At 59.5% G+C, this 26,677-nt stretch carries 8 protein-coding genes; 6 read left to right on the top strand and 2 right to left on the bottom strand.

The features are described from left to right. Window positions 1-38: 38 nt before the first annotated feature. The 3 genes from NLK60_RS10885 (at window position 39) to NLK60_RS10875 (ending at window position 16,924) form a co-directional block, all read left to right on the top strand. Entirely contained in the window at window positions 39-1,574 is a 1,536-nt protein-coding gene (locus tag NLK60_RS10885) for a GLUG motif-containing protein (RefSeq protein ID WP_254807819.1), read from the top strand. Continuing rightward, complete coding sequence (locus tag NLK60_RS10880; RefSeq protein ID WP_254807818.1) at window positions 1,571-6,802, top strand: outer membrane protein assembly factor BamB family protein; 5,232 nt, start codon at window positions 1,571-1,573, stop codon at window positions 6,800-6,802. Before NLK60_RS10885 ends, NLK60_RS10880 begins: the two co-directional genes overlap by 4 nt. Window positions 6,803-7,078: 276 nt before the next feature. After that, on the top strand, window positions 7,079-16,924 hold the full coding sequence (locus tag NLK60_RS10875) for a right-handed parallel beta-helix repeat-containing protein (RefSeq protein WP_254807817.1): 9,846 nt from the start codon (window positions 7,079-7,081) through the stop codon (window positions 16,922-16,924). Between the two features lie 282 nt (window positions 16,925-17,206). Here NLK60_RS10875 and NLK60_RS10870 read toward each other — a convergent pair whose 3' ends face one another. Continuing rightward, window positions 17,207-18,325 carry a hybrid sensor histidine kinase/response regulator gene (locus NLK60_RS10870; protein WP_254807816.1) on the bottom strand — a complete coding sequence of 373 codons (1,119 nt, stop codon included), beginning with the start codon at window positions 18,323-18,325 and terminating at the stop codon, window positions 17,207-17,209. A 127-nt stretch (window positions 18,326-18,452) separates the two neighbouring features. Here NLK60_RS10870 and NLK60_RS10865 point away from each other — a divergent pair, with 127 nt between their 5' ends. Next, window positions 18,453-19,268 carry a winged helix-turn-helix transcriptional regulator gene (locus tag NLK60_RS10865; protein WP_254807815.1) on the top strand — a complete coding sequence of 272 codons (816 nt, stop codon included), beginning with the start codon at window positions 18,453-18,455 and terminating at the stop codon, window positions 19,266-19,268. Between the two features lie 27 nt (window positions 19,269-19,295). On the opposite strand, the gene NLK60_RS10860 is transcribed toward NLK60_RS10865, so the two are convergent. Beyond that, on the bottom strand, window positions 19,296-21,080 hold the full coding sequence (locus NLK60_RS10860; protein WP_254807814.1) for a histidine kinase N-terminal 7TM domain-containing protein: 1,785 nt from the start codon (window positions 21,078-21,080) through the stop codon (window positions 19,296-19,298). Between the two features lie 444 nt (window positions 21,081-21,524). On the opposite strand from NLK60_RS10860, the gene NLK60_RS10855 reads away from it, so the two are divergent. Continuing rightward, a complete protein-coding gene (locus NLK60_RS10855) occupies window positions 21,525-26,351 on the top strand; it encodes an outer membrane protein assembly factor BamB family protein (protein WP_254807813.1) in 4,827 nt (1,608 codons plus the stop codon). After that, entirely contained in the window at window positions 26,348-26,656 is a 309-nt protein-coding gene (locus tag NLK60_RS10850; RefSeq protein ID WP_254807812.1) for a hypothetical protein, read from the top strand. The genes NLK60_RS10855 and NLK60_RS10850 overlap by 4 nt, the downstream gene beginning before the upstream one ends. The last annotated feature ends 21 nt before the right edge of the window (window positions 26,657-26,677 follow it).

Here is a 26,677-nt window from a genome sequence, read left to right as displayed (position 1 = left end):
CCTTTCAGTATAAATATGATATCTTCAATGACATTCACATGTCTCTACCAAAGGGGAACGACACGGATTCGTCTCCTCGAGAAACACGAAATCGACACTTCTCGAGGCGGGCGACCCTCTCGACGATTGGGGTTGGACTGACGGGTCTGTTCGTGGGTGTGAGCCGGCTCACTCGAGCGGACACCAGTGGCGGCGATGGAAGTGAAGACAATCCGTACGAGATCGAGACGTGGGCAGATCTCGATAGCGTTCGGTCGGATCCGGACAGTGCGTTCGTACTGACGACAACGTTGGATTCGGATACGGTGGACTACGACGAGTACGCATCCGAGACGGCGAACGACGGGGAAGGGTGGGATCCGATCAGTGATTTCAGTGGGACGCTCGATGGAAGCGGACACGAGATCGCAGATATGGTCATCGAACGAACCGACGCGGGTAACGAGTTCGATATCGGCGTGTTCGGCTCTGCCGACGGCGAGATCAAAAATCTCGGTGTCACTGATGCCGACATTGACGCGACGGTTGACGTGGGAGCGCTCGTTGGTCGCTCGAGTGGCGATATCGTGAACTGCTATGCGAGTGGGACGATCGAGATCGATACGGCGGATTCGCGCCAGTTCGATTCCGAACGTGTCGGTGGACTCGTCGGTCAAAACGACGGGACGATTTCGGATTCATACTCGTCGATGAGCGTCAACTGCGGACACCACGTGGGTGGGCTGGTCGGCCGAAACACTGGGACGATCACGAGATCGTATGCCGATGGCTTCTCCGTCTCGGGCGGTGGTTCGTCCATCGGTGGCCTGGTAGGAACCAACACTGGCGAGATCACGTACGCCTACAGCGATGTCTACAGTACGGGTGACAGAGCAAACACCAGGGATTGGGCATCCGGTTTCGGTGGGCTAGTCGGCGTCAATACGGATTTGGGCCTGATCGAGAAATCCTTCGCGCTCTCACCTGCATTTCGCAACACCAACAACGACGATGTCTACGTTGGGGCGCTGGTGGGCGAAAACACGGGGGACGCTGAGATCAAACAGGCGTATTCTGCGGGCCAGGCAGACGACTTCCCGTTCGACGGTGGCGGGGTTGCCGGGCTCAATACCTCGAGTATCGTCAACGTGTACTACAACGCTTGGAGCAACGACCAGGGCATCGGTGACGAAGACGGTGGCTCGAGCACGGTGTACGGTGTCGACCAGCCGGATATGCAAGGCGCCTCAGCGGAGTTCGAGATGGTAGAACTAGATTTCACGGAGACGTGGGCCACGGTGCTCGCACCCGACGGCGATTATCCAATCTTGCAAGTCTTCGACACCCGGCCCGATCCGATCGGGCCGTTTGAAAAGCCACCTAACGATCTGAACGGGGATGGCCTTTTCGAGGACATTAACGGGGACGGACGGGCAACCGTCGTCGACGTGCAGGCGATGCACCAACATCTCGACGACGAGGTGTTCACCGCACACTCCGAGAAGTTCAATTTCTCGGGTGGAGATCCCGACGACGTAACGCAGGCGGACGTCGAAGCGCTGTACGCTCTGGTCACGGGGGGGCGAGTAAAATGAGCCAGTCACGACATTACCTGGCGAGTCTGACGCTCATTCTTCTCGTGGTGATCGGGTGTACAGCCCTGCTGGCGAGCGGGGCGTTCGCCGCTTCCGAGGACGAAATCGCCGTGAACGTCTCGGTCGACGAGACGCGTGTCGACGTCGGAGAGACCGTCGACTACGAAATAGTCGTGGAAAATGCTGATAGTGTCGGGGCGTACGCGCTGGAGATCGACCTCTCGAACACCGAGACCACAGCGCTCCTCGAGGTCGAACCGGCCGGCGAACCGTTGTACGAAACCGAGGAGCCGGTGATAGACGACGGAACCGGTACCCTGGATATCGTGTACGGTGATGACGTGCTCACGGCGACTGAGGACGAAATCGTCATCGCGACCGGCACGCTCGAGGTCACTGACGAAGGGCTCTCGAACCTCGAGGTGACGGTTCAGTCGATCGGTGACGAAGATGGGGCCAGTTACGAGGGCGAAGGACTGACAGACGCCGTCGAACTCAATTCCGAGCCATTGCACGCGTCGTTCGATGTCACCCCCACAGCTCCAGTTGAAGGCGAGCCGGTAACGCTGGATGCGAGTGCATCGACACCCGCGGACGTCACCTATCAGTGGAACTCGACGGGTGATCCGTCGATCAATACAACGACGACCGACCCCGAACTCGCCCATGTCTTCGATGCGGCTGGCGAGTACGACGTGACGCTGACGGTCATCGAGCCGGATGGCACAACCGATACGACGACCCAGACAATCGATGTCGAATTCCCGTACGTGTACGAACCCCTGCCAACGGAGCCGGGCGCTGAGTTGTGGAACTTCTCCGCCGATGGATCGGTCGTTGCCGCACCCACGGTCGTCGATGGGGTTGCCTACATCGGGAGCTATGGAGCCCACACCAGCGAAGGATACGTGTACGCGGTGGACACTACCGACGGATCGGAGCTGTGGCGCTTCACCGACATCGGCGGCCCAGTAGGCGATGCACCGACGGTCGTCGACGGCACGGTCTACTTTGGCAGCGACGACGACAACCTGTACGCTGTCGATGCGGCCGATGGAACCGAGCAGTGGAACTATACGACTGACGGCTCAGTCACCTCGCCGACGGTCGAAGATGGAGTCGTCTACGCTGCTAGTCGCGATGAGCACATTTACGCGGTCTATGCGGACAATGGGACGGAGAAGTGGAACGTCTCCACGGATAGAGAGTTCAGAAACACCGCGCCGGCCGTGGTAGATGGCACGGTCTACATCGGCAACTACGACGGGAAGATCTTTGCACTCGAGGCGGAGACGGGCACCGAGCAGTGGAATTACACGACGGGGAGTCTTGTCACGTCGGTTCCGACCGTCGTCGATGAAACCGTCTACGTTGCAAGCTGGGACGACCATCTGTATGCCCTGAACGCCAGCACTGGAGAGCGAGAGTGGCGATTCAAGACGGGGGGCCTGATCAGTTCATCGCCGACGGTGGCCAATGGAACGGTCTTCCTCGGTGGCTACGACGATACCCTGTACGCGATCGATCCAGAAACTGGTGAAGAAAAATGGAGTACGACGACACACGGCTCTGTCACCTCGCCAACGGTGATGGGCGAGATGGTGTATGTCGGGAGCTACGACGGAAACGCAAACACCGGCGCAGTCCACGGAATTTCCGCCGACGACGGAACCATCGCGTGGACGTTCGAACCCGACCACGAGGTTCGCTCCGCACCGACGGTCGTCGATGGCGTCGTATACGTCGGAAGTAACGACGATCACCTGTACGCACTGTACGCCGCACCGGCGGGCTCGAGTACCGATTCACGTGTCTTACAGCAGGCGTTGGGTCACCACGAATACGACACGGTGGTCCCCTCCTTCGCTATCGAACCGATGCCTCCGAGACCGGGCGAGCCGTTCACCGTCGATGGGGGCTACTCGACGGCAACCGACGACATTGTCGAGTATCGCTGGGATTTCACCGGTGACGGCACCGTCGACGAAACGACGACCGATCCCAAGGCAAGCCACTCGTTCGACGAGCGGGGCAACTACGACGTGACGCTGAAGGTCGAAGACGAGAGCGGACACACTGCTCAGACAACGAGACCGATCGCCATCCACGAGAACGGGACGATCACTGGGACGGTAACCGACCCGAGCGGTGAACTCGCGCTCGACGGCGCAACCGTCCAGCTCCTCGAGGGCGATGAGCTCGTCGCCACAACCGAAACCGACGCGGATGGAACCTATCACCTCGAGGCTCGAGCAGGAGTGTATCACCTGCGTGCGAATGCGGACGGGTACGGGGCGGTGACGGAGACTGATGTGGAAATCGGCGTTGATGGGCAAGAGACCACCCAGTCGGTTGCGTTGCAGACAGATATGTGGCAGTTCACGACGGACGAGCGCGTGTTCTCTTCACCGACGGTGGTCGATGGCGTTGCCTACGTGGGCAGCGATGACGACACCATCTATGCGATCGATACGGACACCGAAACGGAACTATGGAGCTTCGAGACCAACGAATCGGTTCAATCGTCGCCGGCCGTCGTGGATGGGACGGTCTATATCGGGAGTTTCGACGGGAACATCTACGCGCTAAACGCCACTAACGGGACGGAAGCGTGGCGCTTTGAGACGGATGGCGTCGTGTTTACGTCACCGTCGGTCGCAGACGGGATCGTCGTTGCCGGAAGTAACGATGGCAACCTGTATGCGCTCGATGCCGAGACGGGAACCGAACTGTGGCGCTTCCAGACCGATGGCGACCTGATCAGTCCGTCGCCGACGATCGACGACGGGACGATCTACGCCGGTGCCCATGGATACGACCACAACGCTGGTGAGGCGACCGAGAACTGGTATGCCATCGATCTCGAGACCGGCGTCGAACAGTGGCACCAGGATTTCGACGGACTTGGCTGGTACTCGGAGGGGTCGGCAACGGTTGCGGATGGCACCGTCTACGTCGGGAGTTACGACGGTTCCGTGTACGCGCTCGACGCCGACGACGGGAGGGAACTATGGGACGTGATGACGGATGGCTCGGTCTATTCGACCCCGACGGTTGCCGAGGGCACCGTCTACGTCGGGAGTTACGACGGCACCGTCTACGCACTCGATGCCGACGATGGATCCGACGTGTGGGACTATACGACGGATTCCTGGTTCTACTCGTCAGCGACGGTCGCCGATGACACCCTCTATGTCGGCGGCGGGGATGGAACTGTCTACGCCCTGGACGCCGCTGACGGTTCCGACATCTGGAACTACACAACGGACTCCTCGATCTACTCGTCACCGACGGTCGCTGATGGGACCGTCTATATCGGCAGTGATGATGGGAACCTGTACGCTCTGAAAGCAGGCGTGAGTGGTTCCAGCGTGGATTCACGGGTCCAACTCGGCACCCTTGGACACATCGCGGTGGAACACGAGGACGACCCCGTCGCGTTCGAAGTGAGCGGCCTGTCAACGTCAATCGAGATCGACGAACCGGGCGACGAGGTCAGCATTTCAGCAACCGTCGAGAACGTCGCCAGCGAATCGAGCACTAGAACGGTCGAGATTCACTTTGACGGCACCGTTCTCGAGAGCCAAGAAGTCACCCTCGGCCCAGGGGAAACCTACGACGTGGCCGTGACGCTCGAGACCGACGATCTCGAGCACGGCGAACAGTACCTCTATGAAGTCATTGCCGGGAACGACAGCTCGACCGGCATGGTGTCAGTTGCCTCGACGTTCAGCGATCCAAGCCCCGAAGCCCCGGATGACGTGGATGCGGTTCTCGATGCTATGGATGGCGACGGGACTCCCGAAGACCCCTACGTCATCAAGGACGATCACGACTTGCAAGCGATGAACGCCGATCCCGACGCCCACTATGTCCTGGGGAGCGACATCGGTGCCAGTCTCACCGGGCAGTGGAACGATGGCGACGGATTCGAACCGGTCGGCGATTCCTTCGACGGCTTCACCGGTCACTTCGACGGGGCTGGCCATACGATCAACGGGCTCACAATCGACGGCTCGATGGACGTCGGCCTGTTCTCCCAGAACGGCGGGATGATCGAGAACGTCCACCTCGAGGACGTCGACATCACCGGATCGACTCCGACGGGCGCACTTGCGGGTCGGAACACGGACACCGGTGAGATACACCGAGCGTCTTCGAGTGGAGACGTTACCGGGACGACCAACCGTGCAGGAGGATTGGTCGGGAGCAATCAGGGGAACGTAACCCAATCGTTCTCGAGTGCCGACGTCTTCCTCCAATCTAACGTCTTCAACGGTGGCGGACTCGCCGGGCAAAACGACGGTACCATCAGCCAGTCGTACGCGACGGGTGACGTTACCGGCGCCTGGGGCTCACAAGGGCTCGGCGGCCTCGTGGGCCAGAACGGCGGTGACGTAATCAATTCCTACGCGACCGGGACCGTCGACGGCTCGAGCGACAACGGGGGACTCGTTGCCTATCAGATCGGTTCGGTGACCGGGTCGTACTGGGATATCGACGCCACTGGACAATCGACCGCGAGTAGCGACGGTGATTACGACGGAGTTACCGGCCTCGAGACGACCGAAATGATCGGTGACGCCGCTGGGGAAAACATGTCTGCGCTCGATTTCGAGACGACGTGGCTGCTAACTGAATCGTATCCCGAACTCGAGTGGCAATCGGCGGTGGGTGACGGCGATGAGGACGACAGCGACGAGGATGACAGCGATGAGGACGACAGCGACGAGGATGACAGCGATGAGGACGACAGCGACGAGGATGACAGCGATGAGGACGACAGCGACGAGGATGACAGCGATGAGGACGACAGCGACGAGGATGACAGCGATGAGGACGACAGCGACGAGGATGACAGCGATGAGGACGACAGCGACGAGGACGACAGCGACGAGGACGACAGCGACGAAGATGATAGCGATGAGGACGATAGCGATGAGGACGACGCGGATGAAGATGACAGCGATGAGGACGACGCAGATGACGAGGACGACAGCGACGAGGACGACAGCGACGAGGACGACAGCGATGAGGACGACGCAGATGATGATGATGACGGAGATGGCGATGACGCCGTTGAGGGCGAGAGCGACGAAGACGACGAAATGGCTACCAGCGATGACGACGATGGTGGAAGCTCCGACAGCTTGCCCGGGTTCGGTTTCATCACCGCAGTACTCGCCCTTCTGGCAGCTGGCATGTTAGGTCTCCGTAAAAGGGAGTGAGCAAATCTCACTAACAGGCACTGTTACCGCTTCTTGAATGGTGAAAACGAAAGCACTCGTTCACGCGTGAATAAAAAAGCGGTAGAACCGTTATTTAAATCGAGGGCCATTAACGAAGCTCCTCACATCAATGTAACTCACCAGTGGGTAACCTATGCGATAACCCCTCGGTAAGCGCGGATATTTGTCCGGCCAACGGACATATATCTCATGAAGTCGCGACAGTCACAAAGGTCGGTACATATTCGCGTTCTTGCAGTCCTTTTTTCGGTGCTGATGATCACGTCGGTCATCGCACCGGCCGCAGCAGCGAGCGGCGTCGGGGTGGACGAGCCAGCGCCAACGGAATCTGCGTTGGGCTCGCTGACGGACACGTCGATAACGCAGGCGAGCACGGATGACGACTCGAGTTCCACGGATAGTGAGGGAGGGGACGACTCGAGTTCGTCGGACACTGACTCGAGTGAGTCCACAGGGGGGTCGACAATAACAGCCAGCGATGCGTCGTGTGACGTGACCGTCGAATCCGGAGAGTCTATTCAGTCGGCGATCGCCAACGCCACCTGGAGTGAGACAGTTTGTGTCGAGTCCGGAACCTACGAGGAGGATCTGTGGATCGATACCGGCGGGCTGACGCTGGTCGCAAACGGGGACGTGACGCTGGTTCCCGACGATGAGACGTGGACCGGTGTCTTCGTTAATTCCAGTGCCGTCACGCTCGAGGGCTTCGAGATTCGGGATTTCACTCGAGGGGTGCACGTGGCGTCCGAGACGAGCAACGTCGAAATCCGGGACAACCATTTGACGGCGAACGACATCGGTGTTCATCTCAGCGAAGTCACCGGGACGGTAATCGACGGGAACACGATTACCGCGAACAACGAGAACGGAATCGTCTTCCACAGGTTCTCATCCCAGGAGAATGTCGAGATTACGAACAATACGATCACCCACAACGAGTATCACGGGATTCGGGCGACCACTGACCGCTCATCGGGTTCGTCGAGCGGAACGCTGGTATCGAGCAACACCATTGCGAACAATATCGGTAACAGTGACCCGGAGACGCTCGGGAGTGGGTCACCGGCGATCCATTTCAGGGGTTCGAGTGACATAACCGTCGTCGACAACGACGTCCAGCACGACGGGCATGCGATCGACTTCCGCGAATCATCGAACGCCGTAGCCGAACGGAATAGGATCACAAACGCCTCTCGAGGTGTTCACTTCGGCGAGGTTTGGTCAGGCACGATTCGTGACAACGACATTGAAGGGATGACGGGGACCGGAATCTGGATGCGCGACTCGAGTTCGATCGACATCGTCGACAATCGACTTGACGGTAACCACTATGGTATCTACGCCTCGGGCCTCGATACCCCGCTCATCGAGAATAACACGGTCTCGAGCGCACGAGCGGATCTCAGACTTGCTTCGACGGTCGACGCGACGGTACACGACAACACATTTGAAACTGGCCTACTAGTGACGGGTGGTACCGATCCGGAGCCTGTGTACTTCCTCCACGATGTCGATGGGAATACTGTAGACGGCAACCCGATCGTGTACGTCACAAACGAGGATAACCCGAGTATCAACCCGGACGCTGGTCAAATATTCGTCGTAAATTCCACGAACGCGGACATCTCTGGGTTCGACCTCAGTGGGGTGCCGGTAGGAATACACATTGCATACAGCGACGGTGCAGAAGTGACTGATAACACGGTTACGTATGGGTTGGAAGGCGGCAATGGTGGAATCGTAATTACAGAATCTACAGGAGGATTAGTCGACGACAACGAGTTACAGAACGTTCGATACGGTATCCAGATCGTCGGCGGCACCGGGTCAACTGTCAGCAACAACGACGTGAGTAACACCATGACTGCCGGTGGCAGTGAGATGATGATGGGGGTGTTAGTAGAACGAGACGGCCAGAATCATCTCGTTCGTGAGAACACCATCACAGGTGTGGAAGAAGACGGTATCCACGTCCGTTACGGTGTAGAGAACACGCACATCGAGGCAAACACGGTCGAGAACAACGATCGAGACGGGATCCACGTCCGGTGGGGCTCAGTGAACGCGAGCGTCGTGGAGAACACGATCTCGAACAACGGCGACCGAGGTGTGTACGTTGACGCAGAAGATGTCACGCTCCGGAACAACAGCATCGTCGGCAACCCTACCGGTGTGAGAAGCAACGGTGACGAGGTCGATGCCCGCTGGAACTGGTGGGGTGACGAGAACGGACCGAGCGGATTCGTCAGCGACCCAGTGACTGGAACGACGGCGAACGGTGACGGCGACAGCGTGAGCTCGAACGTCCGATTCGATCCGTGGACGACGGTCGATCCCAACGCCGAACCGTTCTTTGCGGTAACCATCGACTCGACGAACGCGCCGGTTGAGGTCGGCGAGACGATTACGGTCGACGTGACCGTGCGTAACGAGGGAACCGAGGGAACCCAGACCATCGAACTCGAGGACACCGACGGAACGGTCGTCGACACGGCCACTGACATCACCCTCGACAGCGGAGAACAGACGACAACACAGCTGTCGTGGTCGACCGATGAGAGCGACGTGGGTCTTGGCGACGTAACCGTGAGAAGCGACGATGACGTCGACAGCGCACCAGTCGCAATCCAATCGGGTGACGCTACCGAACTCGAGGAGTGTGCGGTGATTCACTTCCCGGGCACCTACACGCTTGCGGGTGACCTCATCGGGAACCAGACATGTATCGAGATCGCCGCAGACGATGTGGTGCTCGACGGGATGGGCCACACCATCGAGGGCATCGACGTGGACGACGACGGGACCCAGTACGGGATCCACGTCAACGATGCGGACAACGTCACAATCAGTGACGTGACGATCGACGGCTGGGACACCGGCCTGCGTTTCGCCGGGAGTGACGGTGTGGTTACGGACGTACTCGTCGAGAACGGAGGCACCGGAGCCACGTTCGGTAACGCATACGACAACGAGGTGACGAACCTTACGGTCAGGTACACCGAGAACCGCGCGCTCACCGTGGGTGGATCCACACACGCCCCGGCCAGCGGTAACACGTTCACGAACGTCACCGCGTACGACACCGAGCGGGGTGGCGGTGGGTTCAATCCGGGCGCGATCAATCTCAGATGGGCGGCGAGCAACAACGAGTTCGTCGGAGTGAACGCCTCCAAGAACAGCGCCGGTATCCGCACGGCCAGCGGTTCGTCATCGAACACACTCGTGGACATCGAAGCTCACGACAACGACCGATATGGACTGAGTCTTGAATCGTCGAACGGCGACATCTTCGACGGCGTCGAGGTCTCTGGCAACGGCTGGCATGGAATTCGAATCAACGGCGACTGGAACTCGTTGTCCAACGTGACGGCGACGGAAAATGACGGAACCGCGATCTACCTCACCGCCGCCAGTTATAATGAACTTGAGTCGGTGACCGTCGAAGACACGGACGGAAACGGAATCGGACTCAGCAACGCCGTGGGAACTGAGTTCACCGACGTCACCATCATCAACAGCACTGGTAACGCTGTCGACATGGGAAGTGAAGCGAATCACAACACGTTCACCGGTCTTTCAATATACGGTGGCGAATCTAACGCTCTCTACCTCGATCCAGGTCAGTACGATAACAACGACGACAACGAGTTCGTCGACGTCAGCGTCTCTGGTAGCCAGAACGGGCTCGCAATATGGGCCGACCGTACGACCGTCACGAACCTGACCGTCGAAGACGTACCCGGAACGGCCCTCAGCGTCTCCGGCTCAGCCGCCGACAGCGTCGTTTCTGAGGTCACGGTCAGCAACGTATCGACGGGCGTGGGAATGGTAGGGACACCGACGAACAACGAGGTATCCAACGTCTCCATCACGGATGCCGGAACTGGTCTCTTCGTCTACGGGGTCGATAACCACGTGTCGAACGTGACGGTAACTAACAGCGCCACCGACGTTTCGGTCGGGCCCACGACGGACACCTCCTTCGAGCGAATCCACCTCGAGGGATCGACGCTCTCGTTTGACGCCCAGGACGTCACTATCGACGGAACGTCGGCTCCGGAGACGATGCCGGATACGGGCTATCCGATCGACGCGTACGTGAACGTGACGGCGAACGGCGACTCGCCTCTCTTGACAGAACTCGGGTTCCACTACGACGAAGGGGCTGTAGACGGTCTCGATGAGGCCACACTCGAGCTCTGGCGATATGACGAAAGCGGCACCTGGGAGTCGCCGAGTGAGGCGTCCTACGATGTCGGCGTCGATACGGACGGGCGGTTCGTCTACGCGACGAACGTCACCGAGTTCTCGGCGTTCGGCGTCTTCGCGGACACCTCGCCCCAGGCGTCGATCACCCACCCGTCGCTGTCGACCGACGAGGTCGTGCAGGGCGAGTCGGTCACGGTCACCGCACAGGTGACGAACGTCGGGCTTGCCGACGGGGAGCTCACGATCCCGCTCGAGGTGAACGGCGAGGCCGTGGCGAACGAGACGGTCACGCTCGACGTCAACGAGTCCGAAACGGTCTCGATCACGCACGAGCTTGACGAACCGGGTGAGTTCGACGTGTCCATCGACGGCGTGGCGGTGGGAACCGTCACCGTCCTCGCGAGCGCCGACGTGTTTATCTACGGAGCGGACGCGGACGAGACGTCTGTGACGCTCGGAGACACCCTCACCGTTACCGCCGACCTGTACAACGGCGGCGACGTACCGGACGAGGACTACACGGTCAACCTGACCGCCGACGGCGGCGTCGTCGACGGGGCGACCGTCACCGTCGATCCGGGTGCCAACCCCGGTCTCGTAGAACTCGAGTGGACACCGACGGCTTCGGATCTGCCATCGGGCGAAGATAGCGCCGAGTTCGACCTGGGACTCGACGGCTTCTTCGTCGGCTCGGTGACGGTCGTGGACCAGTACTCGGACATCCAGGTAATCGCGGCGTCGACTGCTGACACCGAACTAATCGAGGGTGAGGAGACGTACGTGATCGGGTCGATCTACCAGGCAGGGAACGTGGGGGGAACTGAAGAGATCGAACTGACGGCAACGCACAACGAGACGGGCGAGACGGAGGTTATCGGCAGCCAGGAAGTCACGCTCGAGCCAGGCTTCTACCACCTCGGGGCGATCAACATCACGTTCACACCGGACGAACCGGGTCACTACGACCTCGAACTCGATGGCCGGAACGCCGGCTCGGTTGACGTCGAACCCGCGGAGTCCGATATTCAGGTGATTGCAGCGTCCACCGCTGACACCGAACTGATCGAGGGTGAGGAGACGTACGTGATCGGGTCGATCTACCAGGCGGGGAACGTGGGAGGAACCCAAGAAATCGAACTCACGGCGACGCACAACGTGACGGGCGAGACCAAAGTGGTGGGAACCCAGAACGTGACGCTCGAGCCGGGATACTACCACCTCGGGGCGATCAACATCACCTTCACGCCGGACGAACCCGGTCACTATGATCTCGAACTCGATGGCCGGAATGCCGGCTGGGTGGACGTCGAACCTGCCGAGTCCGATATCCAGGTGATTGCGGCGTCCACCGCTGACATCGAACTGATTGAGGGCGAGGAGACGTACGTAATCGGCTCGATCTACCAGGCAGGGAACGTGGGAGGAACCCAAGAAATCGAACTCACGGCGACGCACAACGTGACGGGCGAGACAAAGGTCGTCGGCACCCAGGAGGTCACACTCGAGCCGGGATACTACCACCTGGGAGCGATCAACATCACCTTCACCCCAGACGAGCCGGGCCACTACGACCTGCAACTGGGTGATCGGAACGCCGGCTCGGTGGACGTCGAACCTGCCGAGTCCGATATCCAGGTAATTGCGGCGTCCACCGCTGACATCGAACTGATCGAGGGCGAGGAGACCTACGTAATCGGCTCGATCTACCAGGCAGGGAACGTGGGAGGAACCCAAGAAATCGAACTCACGGCGACGCACAACGTGACGGGCGAGACAAAGGTCGTCGGCACGCAGAATGTGACGCTCGAGCCGGGATACTATCACCTGGGTGCACTGAACGTCACGTTCACCCCAGACGAACCGGGCCACTACGACCTCGAACTCGATGGCCGGAACGCCGGCTCGGTGGACGTCGAACCTGCCGTAACGGACATTCAGGTGATCGCGGCATCTACTGCTGACGTTGAACTGATCGAGGGTGAGGAGACGTACGTGATCGGGTCGATCTACCAGGCAGGGAACGTGGAGGGAACTGAAGAGATCGAACTGACGGCGACGCACAACGAGACGGGCGAGACGGAGGTCGTCGGCACCCAGAACGTGACGCTCGAGCCGGGATACTACCACTTGGGAGCGATTAACATCACCTTCACACCGGACGATCCAGGCCACTACGACCTCGAACTCGATGGCCGGAACGCCGGCTCGGTGGACGTTGAGGAAGCCGTCACCGACATTCAGGTGATCGCGGCGTCGACTGCTGACGTCGAGATTTCCGAGAACGAGGAGACCTATGTGATCGGGTCGGTCTACCAGGCTGGCAATATCGAAGGGACCGAAGAGATCGAGCTGACGGCGACCCACGAGGACGGAACGGAGACGGTCGTGGGAACCCAGGACGTGACACTCGAGCCGGGATACTATCACCTGGGCGCATTGAACGTGACGTTCGAGCCCGAGCAGACCGGCAACTACACCCTCGAACTCGGTGGCACGTACGCGGGGACGGTCTACGTCGAGGAGGTCGTCACCGATATCCAGGTCATCGCGGCATCTACTGCTGACGTCGAACTGATCGAGGGCGAGGAGACGCACGTGATCGGCAGCATCTACCAGAACGGGAGCGACACGGCGACCGAGGAGATCGAGCTGACCGCGACCAATCAGGAGACGAACGAGACGCACGTCGTTGGAAGCCAGGAGGTGACGGCGGAACCGGGTACATACTACCTGAGTGCGATAAATATCACCTTCACGCCGGACGAGCCAGGGACGTACGACCTCGAGTTAGGTGGTCGGAACGCCGGCTGGGTGGAGGTAGAACCAGCGGTCTCGGATATTCAGGTAATCGCGGCCTCGACTGCTGACGTCGAACTGATCGAAGGCGAGGAGACGTACGTAATCGGCAGCATTTACCAAGCGGGCAATATCGAAGGGACCGAAGAAATCGAACTGACGGCGACGCACAACGAGACGGGCGAGACCGAAGTGGTTGGAACCCAGCAAGTCACGCTCGAGCCGGGATACTACCACCTGGGAGCGATCAACATCACCTTCACCCCAGACGAACCGGGTCACTACGACCTCGAACTCGATGGTCGGAACGCCGGCTGGGTGGAGGTAGAACCAGCCGTCTCGGATATTCAGGTGATTGCAGCGTCGACTGCTGACGTCGAACTGATCGAGGGCGAGGAGACGTACGTGATCGGGTCGATCTACCAGGCAGGGAACGTGGGGGGAACTGAAGAGATCGAACTGACGGCGACGCACAACGAGACGGGCGAGACGGAGGTCGTCGGCACACAAAATGTGACGCTCGAGCCGGGATACTACCACCTGGGTGCGCTCAACATCACCTTCACCCCGGACGAACCGGGCCACTACGACCTCGAACTCGATGGCCGGAACGCCGGCTCGGTGGATGTCGAACCTGCCGAGTCCGATATCCGGGTGATTGCGGCGTCCACCGCTGACGTCGAACTGATCGAGGGCGAGGAGACGTACGTAATCGGGTCAATCTATCAGGCGGGCAATATCGAAGGAACCGAAGAAATCGAACTGACGGCGACGCACAACGAAACAGGCGAGACGGCGGTTATCGGCACACAAAATGTGACGCTCGAGCCGGGATACTATCACCTGGGTGCACTGAATATCTCCTTCACACCGGACGAACCGGGTCACTACGATCTCGAACTCGATGGCAGGAACGCCGGCTCGGTGGACGTCGAACCTGCCGAATCCGATATCCAGGTGATTGCGGCAGCTGCCACCGAGAGCGAGATTGCCTACGGCCAGGAGACGCACGTGGTCGGGTCTATCTACCAGGCGGGCAATATCGAAGGGACCGAAGAGATCGAACTGACGGCGACACACGACGAGACGGGTGAGACCGAAGTGGTGGGAACCCAGAACGTGACGCTTTCGCCCGGGTTCTACCACCTGGGAGCGATCAACATCACGTTCACCCCGGACGAGCCTGGTCACTACGACCTCCAACTCGGTGGCATGAACGCCGGGTGGATCGACGTTTCCGATCCAGTGGTCGAACCGACTATCGTCGATGTCGACGGCTACTCGACAGAGACCGACCCCGCAACTGGAAACGACGTGGTGTACGCGAACGACGACGCCAGCGTGACGATCGACGTCGAGGCCGATCTCGACCTCGAGAGGGTGACGCTGTTGATCGACTCGCTCGAGACGACGTACGTCGTCCCCGCGGACGCGACCCACGACGCCGGGGACACCTGGATTGCCGACGTTCCGTTCCAGAACCTCCCTGACGACGGCGAGTACGCGCTGTCGGTCATCGCGGTTGACGAACTCGATCACGCAGGAACGGTCGACGCCGACGAGACGCTCGTGATCGACCGCGAGGATCCAACGCTGTCGGTCAGCCTCGAGGATGTCACGGGCGACGACGCCACCATCATCGTCGAGAGTGACGAACCGCTCGTTGACGAACCCGAGATCGAAGTGACCGTCGAGGACATCTCCACGAGCGCGTCCACGATGGACGACGATCCGTCGGTGACGATCGACTCGAGCAACGCTGACAACACGACCTTCACGGGAGCGCTCAAATTCGGCAATGAGTCGGGCGAGCACACCGTCGACGTGACCGGAATCGACCGCGCCGGTAACGAGGGCAACGCCTCCTCGTCCGTGGTCCACTACCCGTTCACGCTCGAGGATGACGTCATCGAGATCGAAGGACTCGACGTACAGATCATCCTCGATGTGGTCGATGACGTCAATGCGGCCGTCCAGGCTGAGAACCTGGCGCTAGCACTCGCCGAGAGTGAAACCAACGCGAACCTCGAGGACGGCGCTCACGGCGTCGGCTTCTTGCAGACCGAACTCCCCGGACTGCTCGACACCCACCTCGAGGGAGCCGAGATCGCAATGGCGATCGACGAGGATGAACTCCCGGCCGGTTTCGATGCGACCGACGTGGACCTGGCTCACTACGACTCGACAACCGGTGAGTGGACGGCGATCGAGGACACCTCAGTGGATTACGGAATCGGCGATGATCCGTATCTCGTCGGCAGCGTGTCGGGCTTCTCGACGTACGGGGCCGTAATCACCGACACGACCGCTCCGACAATCGATTCGATCGGACCCGCTGACGGCCACGAGTTCGACGCGGGAACCGAGACCGTGACCCTCGAGTTCACCTACGAAGACGATCTCTCGGGCATCGACGTGAGCTCGATCGAGTTGGTCGTCGACGGCGAGTCACAGACCGATTCCGAGCAGACGTCGATCGACTCGAGTGGAACGACTCACACACACCAGGTTGCCGACGGCGGAAGCTACGACGTGACATTCCACGTCGCCGACGAAGCCGGTAACGAAGCAACTGAGACGCTGACGTTCTCGGTTGCCGATTCGGATGAGGACGATGCTGACGATGACGATAGCGACGAGGATGACGCCGATGGTGGGTATGGCTCGGGTGGCTCAGACGACGCGGACGACTCGGACGGCGAAGATGATTCGCAGGATGACGCGGACGACGATGATGCCGACGACTCGGACGCAACTGATAACGATAGCGACGAAGACGATGCCGATGACGCTGATGAAGACGATAGCGACGAAGATGATGCCGATGAGGACGACACAGACGATGCTGATGAAGACGATAGCGACGAAGATGACACCGACGCGGATGACAGCGATGAAGACGACACGGATGATTCGCAGGACGACGACACGCAGGTCGATGACGGTTCCGTTGACGACGATGGTCCTGCAGACGCAGTCGACACCGAGGGATCCGACGACGACAGTATCCCAGGTTTCGGCGTGCTTGCCGCCGTCCTCGCTGTCCTCCTCTTCGCACTGTCGACCCGATTCCGGGGAGTGCGAAGAGACGTCTGATTGACAGCCCCGCCGTCGACTATGGCGTTCTGACCGTCTACTTTGAAAATGGTTGTTCGATTTTCTAACACCTCGAGTTCGGCCGGTCCATCCAAGATGAGCGCTTGAACGGAGAGGTCATAACGGGGATTGACGCCGTTTGTCCCCATAGACGACGCTCGAGAGTGCTCACTGGCTGCGTTCACCTATCGACTCAGACATCAATCTTCACCTTCGACAATCCACTTGTCGACCGGGACGTCAGGTGAGGCACGGATCGCCGCCGAAAAAACGCGGGTGGAGTTAGGCTGGATTCGAGCGATCGAACGTCGTCGTGACGATTGTTCCTCGGGGATCGTTATCTTCGATCTCGAGGTCAGCGCCGAACTCTTCGAGGAGTGTGGTCACGATGTAGAGGCCCAGGCCCATGCCGGAGAGATTATCGAATCTAGCCATCGGGTCGGTGAGCCGCTCTTTTTGCACATCCGGAATTCCGACCCCGTCATCAGCGATGGCCACTCGGACTCGATCATCGCCAACTGTAGTAGTCACGGTGATTTGTGGCGTCTCGCGATCGGTGTGGATCACCGCGTTCTCGAAGAGGTGTTTGAAGGCGATCTCGAGCATCGAGGTAGCTTCGACGAAAACCGGTTCGTCCTCTGGATTCGGGCTCGATCGCTTAAGGGTGATATCGGCGTCGGTCTCGTGGCTCACGCGTTCTATCTCTCCTTCCAACATCGACGAAAGGTTGGTCGGCTCGAGATCGTGTTCGCGTGTCTCGAGTACGTCCAGGAAATCCGCTGCGGCGTCGGTTCGGTCGAGCAAGTGTCGGCTCGTATCGAGCAGTCGTTCGATGACGGGTTGATCAGCGCGGTCGACGCGGTCTTCCAGATGGTCGCTCCACCCCATTATCATGTTTGCGTCGGTTCGAACGTCCGTTCTGACGAATTGGTGTAAGAGTGCGAGGTGGTGATTCTGTTCTCTGAGCTCGTGCTGGGTGTGGGCACGTTCGATGGCGTACCTGAGTGTTCGAACGAGCAACTCCGCAGTGAGCGTTCCTTTGACGAGATAATCCTGTGCACCTCGTCGGATCGCCTCGACACCGATATCGACGTCGCTCTGTCCGGTCAGGACGACGATCGGAACTGTCGGTGCACGCTCAACCACGGCGTCTACGGTATCGATTCCGGCACTGTCCGGAAGCATGAGATCGAGAAGCACGGCGTCTGGGGATCTTTCTTCGAGTGCCTCCAGCGCGTCCGCCAGCCGATCCGCGTGTTCGACCCTCACGTCACCGTTACGTCCACTACCGGTGGCTCCACGATCGAGCCCCTGGGACCGCGTGAACAATCGTTGGACAGTGCGGGCGTCTTCGAGATCGTCTTCGACCAGGAGAAGATCGACGGGACCCGCCACGTTCATGTCTCTGGTTTCTTTCAGCCAATAGTATCTGTTTCGGTACCTGTTGAAACACGTCGGCTCGCGTACAGACGCCCTCGATAATGAATTGATACCGAAGAACTTTGCTATCTCGGCCACACCGAACTGCATGGATCATTCCGAGGACGGCGTATCACGCGAGCAAGCCGCGATCCTCGAAGTTCTTTCACTGCTCTCGAAGAAGTGGCAACCGGTTGTCCTTCTTACGCTCATGGAGGACGGCCCCCTCGGATTCAATGAACTCCTCAAAGCGCTACCGAATATTTCGGGGAACGTGCTCTCAAAGACACTTGACGAACTCTGTGAGGTGAACCTCGTCGAACGACGAATCGTGAGCGAGTCACCCCTTCGGGTCGAATACGACCTCACCACCGCAGGGGCCGATATGGAGACGATCTTCGAGGCGGCCGTGACATGGTCAATGAGCCACCTCGAGCCATCGACGCCGACGATCCTCTTCGCAGATGGTGACCGTCGAGTGACGGACATGTATCGGCAGTGGCTGAACGACCGTTACCGTACGGTGGGAGCACACAACGTCGACGAACTCGAGTCCCTCGTCGACGCTGGCGCTGATGTCGTGCTGGTAGACGAGGGGGTTCCAGGTGTCGATCCAACCGATCTCACCAGTATCGTCGGTGATTCTTGTCGAACCATTGTCTTTGTGGACGACCGGCCTGGAGTCGACCTGTACAGGGTAGACGCCGACGACATTCGACGGAAGCCGATCATGCAATCGACCGCGACCGAAGCCATTGAATCCCAGCTTCGTCGACTGGACGAGGACGCGGTGGAACGCGAACGAGCAGCCCTGACAGCGAAACGGTCGATCCTCGAATCATGTTTCTCGCCCGACCACCTTGAGGCCGACGAGCGGTACCTCGAGTTGTGCGAACGCATCGACGCACTCGAAGAATCTCACTGATCCCTCGAGACTGACTCTTGGCGTTGCTTACTCGACAGTGTCGACGCCAGTGATCTCGAAGCGAGCTCCACCCTGTGCGCTTTCTGTGGCACAGACCGACCATCCGTGTGCGCCAGCGATGTGGCTAACAATGCTGAGGCCAAGTCCCGTTCCGTCCTCGGAGGTGGAATACCCGCGTTCGAAGACGCGCTCGCGTAGTTCCACTGGGATTCCTGTGCCATTGTCCTCGATGAAGAAGCCGTCGACGAGCGATCCGATGCGGACACGCACCCCATTGGCCGTGGCGTCACCGACTTCCTTTGACTCGTCCGCTCCCGTCATCGTTTGACCGTTGGCTGCGTTGGAGTGATCCACTGCCAGTGGTCGATCCCCTATCTGTGGCCGATCGTCCACAGAGGCATGTTCGACGCTGTTTCGAAAGATGTTCTCCAGTAACTGCTGTAACCGATCGGGATCTGCGAGTACGGTCTGGTCGTTCTCGACGACGAGCTCGGCCTCGGGAGTCCACACGCAGCCCCAGGCGGTATTGGCCAGATCAGCGAACTCGACCGGCTCGAGGTCGTCTAGTTGGTGGCCCGTCCGTGCAAGGTCGAGCAGGTCGTCGACAAGTCGACGCATTCGGTCAGTTGCATCGAGCACGGAGTCCAGACTCGAGACGTCGTTCGTTCTTCGTGCGAGATCCGTGTTCAGGCGAATTTGCATCAACGGTCCCTGCATATCGTGTGAGACGATGCCAGCGAACTCGTCGAGATACTCGTTTTGCTTGATGAGCTGTTGTTCGCGTCGCTTGATCCCCGTGACATCGCGTGCGACGATCACTCGGCCAAGGGGTTCGAACGCATCGCCTTCGACGGGATCGATCGACACCAACGCGTATCGTCGTCGTCCGTCCCGCTCGAAGGTAATCTCTGCTTCGGCTCGCTCCGTCTCTACGAGCACCTCGAGCGTTTCAGATGACACAGGGTGGAAAAACGCCTCAGTTGCCATCCCAGCAACTGGGCCACCGACGTCGAAAAGCTCGAGTGCAGCACGATTCCAGTCGACGACTCGGTTCCGATCGTCGATGATAATCACGGCGTCGGCCATTCGCTCGACGACGGTTTGCCTGGCAATCGGAGTGACGTCGAGGAACTCCGCTCGGTACAGTGCCCAACCCATGAGCACAACGCCGACGATGACGCCGATCGGCGTCGGATCAAACCCGAGGAGGCCGACGTCGAGCAGCAACAGCAAGTTTGCGCCTACTCCAACGGCAGGAGTCATTGCCAGAATGGCTGCCTGTCGGCGACGGAGGCCACTGGAACTCGCCCATTGTGAGACGTAGAGCGTCGTCGAGAGGAACACCAGAACGTACATAGAGACGATATGAACCCAATATAGCGGCCCGCCAGCGATTCGGATGCCACCAGTGTCGTCAACCCACGCATTAGACCGGTAGGCAAGGTCGTGTACCCAGAAGAAGTTGGTCCAGAGCACGATGAAATGGACGATGGCGAGTGCCGCAAGAAAGAGGACGAGCGACTTGGCCGGGCGTCGACCCGTCGCGAACTCGACGGCGACGAGAAACCAGCTGATGAAACAAATTGTAATCACAAACTGGACGGTAGTGTACAGGATCAACGAGCCAGTCAAACTGTGAACAAAGTAGTAGAGTCCTACACAGCCGAGCCAGAGCGAGGTCGCGACGATTGTCACCGCGAACCACTTGCTTCCGGGCCGATTGGGGTAGCGCAACGGCCGTCGGAGCAAGAACAAGACACCGACCGCTGCAACGAGGTATGCGACTCGGAAGTGGACCTCCTCAAGAACCATGGTCGGATTGCTATGCGTTGAAAGTCACACATTCTGATATAATTACCGATATTTCGCCCGATAGAGAGGACCAACATTGGTGACTGTAGACGCTATCTCAAACGAGCCGATTCGGATCCAACATCGATGTAGGTTAGCTCGAGCTAACCTACGAGATACTGTCGAAGTCAGATAACGCTCATATTCGGGAAAAATCGTTTGCACGTATGGACGTGACAAGCGGTGGGCTCGCGAGGCAAGCCGACGACGGGAGGCCGTCGTTAGGGCGACCTCGAGGGACGTGGGTTGAATGTAGTAGGAACGCGATTCAATCGATCGCGTCGGTTGAGCAGAACGTGGGAGAGGTGGCGTGTGACGGGTGAACGTTTCGGCGTCGAGTCGTCTCGACGGTATTTACTCGTGGCAGGACTTGTACTTATTCTCCTCGTCGTGTCCAGCGGTGTCGTGCACGCTGCGACCGGGGAAATTGACGATACAGCTGTTGCAAGTCTTTCGGAGTCACCCGCAATCAGCAACGAACACGCGACGAACCTCCAGTCGTTGGCGAAGAATGATACCCAAGACGATGAATCGACCCCAGCAGTTCGTATCAACAATACTGTCCGAGGGGAAAACGATAATTTCGGAAGTGATGGGGTCGCGACATCGGGAGACACCGCCTACGTCATGGAGGGATCGGATCGGCTCGTAGCGGTCGATCCCTCCGGTGAGACGCAGTGGGTTGCGGACCTCCCGGGATCTTCCACGTCCCCTCCAACAGTCGCTGACGGGCGTGTCTACGTGACAGTAAGTGAATTCGCCGCGGGTGAACTCGTCGCCTACGATGCGGTGGACGGAACCGAACTGTGGAGCACATCGGACGCGGGCGTCAGTCTCAGTAGCGGGACTCCAGCCGTCGTTGGGGAGCACGTGTACGTCTATGAGTTCACGTCACCGCGGACGCTCCACGCCTTCGATCCCGAGGACGGATCGCTCATCTGGAGTGAGGGTGTCTCAGATGACCTGTTCACGTTTGACGCGGACGACGAGACGGTATACTACGTCACCGACGATGTCGTCGGTGCGCTGAATGGTTCCACGGGCGACCTCGAGTGGGAGATCGACGATGTCCTCACCGGGGACGTCGTCGCTGGACCGACCGTCCAAGACAGCCTCCTGTACGTGTCGGTCGAGAGCGGGTGGGTCGACGGCATCAACAATCCCCCGTCGCTCCTCGCTATCGATGTCGAAGATGGAACCCTGCACTGGCGAACTCAGTTCGAGGGTGATAGCGACCTCGAACCGGTCTTCGTCGATGGGACTGCGTTCGTCGCGAACGATCAATCCCTCTACGCGATCGATCCTGACACGGGCGTAGTGCTCGCCCAGTCCCTCGCTAGTGAGGAAATCAAGGATATCGCCGTCGACGGCGACGAGCTCATCGTCCCGACCGCCGACGGGTTACTCCGCTCGCTCGACACTGACTTCTCAGTGAACTGGACACTCGACGTTCCACCCGACACGGGTGACATGTCGGATGTGGGCTGGGCGGATGCCGTCGCACCCGTGGGTGAGACTACGTTTGTAGTGGCGCGAACGCACTGGGAGCTCGGTAATACGAACGCCGACTACGTGATGTACACAACTGAACCGACATCGATTGCCGTCTCCGCTGTCGAGGTCTCGACAGTGGAGGCCGAACCTGGTGACATCATCACGGCCGAAGCGACCGTGACGAACGTCGGGGATGTAACGGATACGTCGTCTATCGTCTTCGAGGTGTACGGGCCGCTATCCCCGATACAGCCTGAAGAGCACGTGAGTAACGTGACGCTCGATCCTGGTGAGGATCGGACGATCGACATTTCATTCGAGGTAACGTCGACGGGTGAGTACGAGATCACTACGCTGGAAGCCGGAACGGGCGAGCTCCTGCCAGATCCCCGCCCCGAGTCGGCGGTCGTCTCGGTGAGTCACCCAGATCCGAACCACGACTGGGGCCACGAGCATTTCGACGCGGCGGGAGCGAACAACAACCCGTACACGAACGCACCCGGCGGGCCGCTCCAGGAGGTCTGGACTCTCGAGTTCGACGGCGGTATGAATCCACCGCTGGTCGGCGATGGTTTCGTCATCGTTCACAACGAGACGGCGATTCAGTCAATCGATCTCGAGACGGGCGAGGTCAAGTGGGAGTACGCGCCAGAGGTCGCAGACGAGGACGGCCAGGATCAGTTGAGTATCGAGCGGCATGTTGTCGTCGACGGGGTCGTCTACTTCACGACCGAGCACTACACCGGTGATCTCGCGTTGGGGGACGAGACGTATCACGTGCGACTATACGCACTCGACGTCGAGACAGGAACGGCCGTCTGGGAGAACGATTATAGTACGTTCCCCGAAAATTACCGACTCAATGGAAACTTCCTCCTTGTCGACGAGGAAGGAGTGCTCCTGGAGCTCCGCGAATACTTCAGGGAGAGTCCCGACGTCCCCATGATCGACGGTGACACGTTGCTCTCGATTGATCGCGATACCGGCAACCTCCACGAGTCCACCCCGACACTAGACGCGCCGATCCAGCACGGCGTCTCCACCGACGACCACATCGTCTTTGAGGCGAATCGAACGTTGTACTCACTGGAGCGTGATTCGCTGAACGACGTGAGCAGTCGGTCGCTGAACACGTACACAGCCGAACTCGCCTCGAACGGCGAGGACGTCTTCGTCGCCACTCGATACTACCACGGCGGAGACAACCCCACGCCGAGTGAGCTTCGCGACGTGGGCGACATCTACGCGCTGAATCCAGCGAACCTATCGGATGAGCGTTGGCACGCGGCGCCGGACACCATCTACACCGAGATCGGCGAGTACGATCGTCACTATGATCTCGTCGTGACAGACGAGACGCTCGTCAGTGCGGCGTACTATCCGGATCCTTTGACAGTCCACTATGCATTCGATCTGGAAACAGGCGAACTCATGTGGGAGCAACGCTACGACTCTCCGGGGAGAGAGAAGCGCGATCTCACCGCAGGCGATGGAGTGCTCTATGCCCCCCACACCGGTTTGTCGCCGTATACCAGCACGCTCGACCTAGCGACGGGCGAACCGGTAGCCGAATCGAGTCTGGCGGGGCGGTACCACACCACTGTTTCGAACGGGACCGTTCTCATTACAGATACCGGAGGTGTCTCCGCGCTTCGGGAGTCTCGCGCCCCCGAAGTGGTGGATCTGTCGCTATCGAAGACCGAGGTACGACAGGGTGACACGATCGAGGTCGACGTTACTGTCCACAATCCAGCCGACGTCGTCGTCAACGTGGCGCTCGAACTGGACTGGGGGGAACCCGTTGACGACGTGACCGACGACTTTGAACTCCAGCCCGGTGAAACGCAGACGCTGAACTACGAGTTCGACGCATGGTTCGGTGACAACTCTGCGTATGTTGTCGTCGAGAACTCTGGTCTCAGAGACCACGTGCGAACCACGTCGATGTACGTTCCCTACACCGGGCAGCGCAACCCGCTGGCGACATTCGAGTTCGCGCCAGCAGAGCCCGTCGCCGGGCAGTCGATCACCTTCGACGCTGGCGAGTCAAACCCGCGACATGGTGACGTCGAGGAGTACCGCTGGGACTTCACTGGAGACGGGACGATTGACACAACGACTGCAAACGTCGAGACCACTTGGACATTCGAGGAACCCGGTATGCACCCCGTGACCTTGGTGATCGTCGATGAAAGTGGTTTCCAGGGATTCCAGACCATCCCCGTTGACGTCCAGGGCGAGGTCGTCCCGATCGAGCGAACAGCGCTGGAGAACGCGCGCGATGCGTTCGATGAACTGGCCGACGCCTACGATAGTACCGCGGCTGAGGCACTCGTCGCCGAGGTAGATGCGGGCCTCGACGAGGGTGCATACGAGGACGAGTCCGAGTATGCCTCGCTGCTCGAGGATGTCTACCCCCACACCGAAGCGGTTATCGACGACCTCGAGGGCCACGTATCAACGGCGAGCTTCGGCGCGTACGGCGACGCCGTCTCATCGCTGGAAACGGCCCTCGAGGAGGATGCCGACGCAGAGACCCTCGCTCTCGAACTGGATGCGCTGAACGACGCGGCAGCGGAACTCGAGGGCTGGTACTTCGCGGTCGAACTCCAGGCAGTCGATACGGAGGTTGTTGTCGGGGAGACACTAACGCTCCCCTACGAAGTGACGAATACGGGGATCGAATCGGGAACGCAGCAAGTCGACCTCCTCGTGAACGGATCGACCGTTGCTACGGAGACGCACACGGTAGACGCCTCGACGTCCCTCGAGGGCGAGTTCACGTACGAGACGACACAAGCCGACGCGCCGTCGATCGAAGTTGTCGTCCAGAGTCCGGACGACACCGACGTGACGTTCGTCGCCATCGAAGAGCAGGAAGAAACACTCGATCCGGTAGCGAAGACGGCCCTGGAGAACGCAAGCACCAGCTTCGAAGGGGTTTCCGAGGAGTTCGACAGCCCTGCAGCAGGGACGATCGTGGAAGAATTCGACCAGGCCCTCGAGGGTGAAATCTACGACGACAACGGAGATTTCGCCCTCTTTATCGACAACGTCACGTCACTTCTGGAGGAGGTATCCGACGAGATCGACGGCCAGGTGACAGACTCGAGTCTGGCCGACTACGACGAGGCGGTAACAGAGTTGCACGACCTTGTGGAATCGCAGTCGTCACCCGAAGCGCTGGCTGCGGGACTAGACGCGGTGAGCGAGTCGGCGGATGCCCTCGAGCCTTCGTCATCGCCAGGGCCGGGTGATGACGAGTCCGGGGACGACGAGGACGACAGTGACGAAGACGACGCAGATGAAGATGACAGTGACGAGGACGACAGTGACGAGGACGACAGTGACGAAGACGACGCAGATGAAGACGACAGTGACGAAGGTGATGCCGATGAGGACGACAGTGACGAAGGCGACGCAGATGAAGATGACAGCGACGAAGATGATGTCGACGAGGGTGATGCCGATGAGGACGACAGTGACGGAGACGACGCAGATGAAGTCGAGAGCGACGAGGATGACGTCGATGAGAACGGCAGCGACGAAGACGACGCAGATGATGATGACGGAGATGACGATGACGCCGTTGAGGGCGAGAGCGACGAAGACGACGAAATGGCTACCAGCGATGACGACGATGGTGGAAGCTCCGACAGCTTGCCCGGGTTCGGTTTCATCACCGCAGTACTCGCCCTTCTGGCAGCTGGTATGTTAGGCCTCCGTAAAAGGGCGTGAACAAACCTCACTCTCTGGCACTATTACCCAGCACGTGTAAATCTCCCATCTTTTATCACCTCGAGACTGGTAACGATCGCTCCGTCACCAGTGTCTCGATCGACGTTGCGGCTGACTCGAATGACGGTGATGGGGAGGAGAGTACTGGCGAAAGCGACACTGACGATGGGGGCAGTGCTGACGACGAAAGTGACGCTCATGATGCTCCCGAGTTCGAGTTCGACGATGATGTTCCCGGCTTCGGTATCGGGGCTGCCATCGGTGCCCTCCTCGTGATCGCGTTGGCTCGAGCGCGCGTTCGCTAACGGATTCGACGCTCAATTCTC

This window comes from Natronosalvus amylolyticus (assembly GCF_024298845.1).
GTDB classification, from domain to species: domain Archaea; phylum Halobacteriota; class Halobacteria; order Halobacteriales; family Natrialbaceae; genus Natronosalvus; species Natronosalvus amylolyticus.
This window is presented reverse-complemented; position numbering and strand designations above follow the sequence as displayed.